The 2072-nt window shown below is 39.5% G+C and carries 1 protein-coding gene; it reads left to right on the forward strand.

Annotation, left to right across the window (positions count from 1 at the left end; all coding sequences use genetic code 11):
* Positions 1 to 13 precede the first annotated feature (13 nt).
* A partial coding sequence (locus KDK19_RS20580) for a hypothetical protein (RefSeq protein ID WP_257292838.1) occupies positions 14 to 2072 on the forward strand: 2059 nt, incomplete at its 3' end.

The raw sequence follows: 2072 nt of genomic DNA on the forward strand, positions 1-2072 counted from the left end.
GATTCTGCAACTGTTGGAAAAGGCGGTTCTGCACTTTTTTATGGCCTCTGTTCAGAAAAACAATCAGGAGTCAAAGAATACTGGCAATGATTATTTTCAGCCGTCCCTGCAACACAACGAAGGAATCCCTGAAACGGCCATAGCACCCTCATACGGTAAACTCGTCGCACCGTTGCAGTTACTCGTTAAAACGATGATGCCAGAGGGAGGTATCTGGAAATCAGGAAAGTGCCGCAACGCTCTATCGATTCTATGGGGACTGCACCCCGGTTTATTTAGGAATCTTATGGTTGAGTCCGAAGCCTTATCACCCGGATCTTTAAATATATTTAAAATCAGTTCGGACGCGAACACTGCCATCTTCACCGAAAAACAAGTTGAGCTGATTCAAAAACTTGTTGATGGTAGAGTTCGTGAATTCACGGAAGATGAGTTTATGAACGTCATCGATTATTTTTCACCAAGAACTTTTAGAAAATATGGGTCTGAAGCTTATTTAGAATCACCTTTTTTTATGAAAGAGTTTGTAAGGAATGGTGTTTTGCAAATTCACGAAATACCAAAAGAAAAAATAACAAAAGATATAATTTTGGCTCAGCCCGGTTATGATCCTTACCAATATTCCTACGATGATCTACCCGTCGAATTGAAAAAGGAGGTTGATTTTCTTATTGAGTACTCAAATATACATGGTATGCCCTATGGTACACCGCCGGAACTGGCCGTTTTTATTTATGGTTATCTGGACACTACGGCGAAAATAAAGTCACTGAATAATCTTCCAGCCAGTTTTAAAAATGATGATTTGTACGATGATCTGATCCGATCAGGAATAATAGAGCTTAAAGACCTTCCAGAGCACATTAAAGAAAAAAACAAAGAGTACTGCCTTTCACAGTTATCAAATGACTTGTGTAAATTATCAGAGGTTCCGGTTCATTTTATGACCAAAGAATCCATCCTGAATTCGATCAGTGGTGTGCATTGGTTTCGTAATTTTAATCGAATTTTATTTCCTCAATATAGTATGTTCACCAAAGATCCTGTTTTTTTTGAAGAGATACTGGTCAAGGCTCTAGCCTACGAATTGGAAGCAATTAAGGGATTGGGTTATTCATACGGCTACATCTTTACAAGTGTATATAATGCTCTCTTAAACAGATATAAAACAGATGAAGAAGCATTTGGTTTGTTATTAAAAAAGCTGGTAAAAGTAAATCCTTTTATTTTAATTTATGTTGAAGATTTTAATGCTATCTTGCCAAAGGATTTGATCGATGCAGCAAAGAGGTCATTATTTGACATGCTAAGCAGTAGACCTGAAGTAAGCGAGCGATTTCATATGACTCTCCTTTACCACTTCTTTGGAAAAGTGAGTGCAGATAACGATTTCATAACCCATGTCCTGAATATTGTTTATCCTTATCTACCTGAACAGAATTACAATAAGCTTTCTGAAGTAATCCTGAAAGAGCAGGACAAAATAGTGCTCAATTCTGAAGTCTTTGACAAGGGAAAATGGCACTTTCTGATCAGGAAGTTACGGCCTGCCAACCCCCACATTGCAATAGACTACATTGAACGGCATCTAAATTTTTTTGACTTATTTGACGACAAAGAGTACCTGGAGCGGTGCTGCACTGATGATATTATCCGGAAAAGGCTTATACACATACTTGTAGAAAGGTTAGTTGCTAATAAACCGTCGTTATTGATGTACTGGAAAGATCGTCTACCTCCGCAATTAATCGATGACACTCTGGATTTTCTCAAAGATCCGGCACTTTTCTTCAAGCTGGATTCTTCCGACCAGTTGACAGAACCCGTTAATCCCCTCAATTTTCAATTGCCAAATCCTTCGGCATTAAAGTTGGTGGTGGCTGCCCACGCATTTGATATTCATCCTGAGGACCTGGCCTCCGGTCGTCAGTTACAGTCAGAATTTGCTCGGGCCGGTGAAACAGTTTTTCAGCGGGTTTATCCTGGTCAACATCCGTTATCACTATTTGAGCAAGAAGGCACCATCGTTGGTGGTCGTACACTGGCAATAGTCAATGGTGAGGAGGTTGATT

It is taken from the genome of Endozoicomonas sp. ONNA1 (assembly GCF_024606325.1).
In the GTDB taxonomy this organism is placed as follows: domain Bacteria; phylum Pseudomonadota; class Gammaproteobacteria; order Pseudomonadales; family Endozoicomonadaceae; genus Endozoicomonas_A.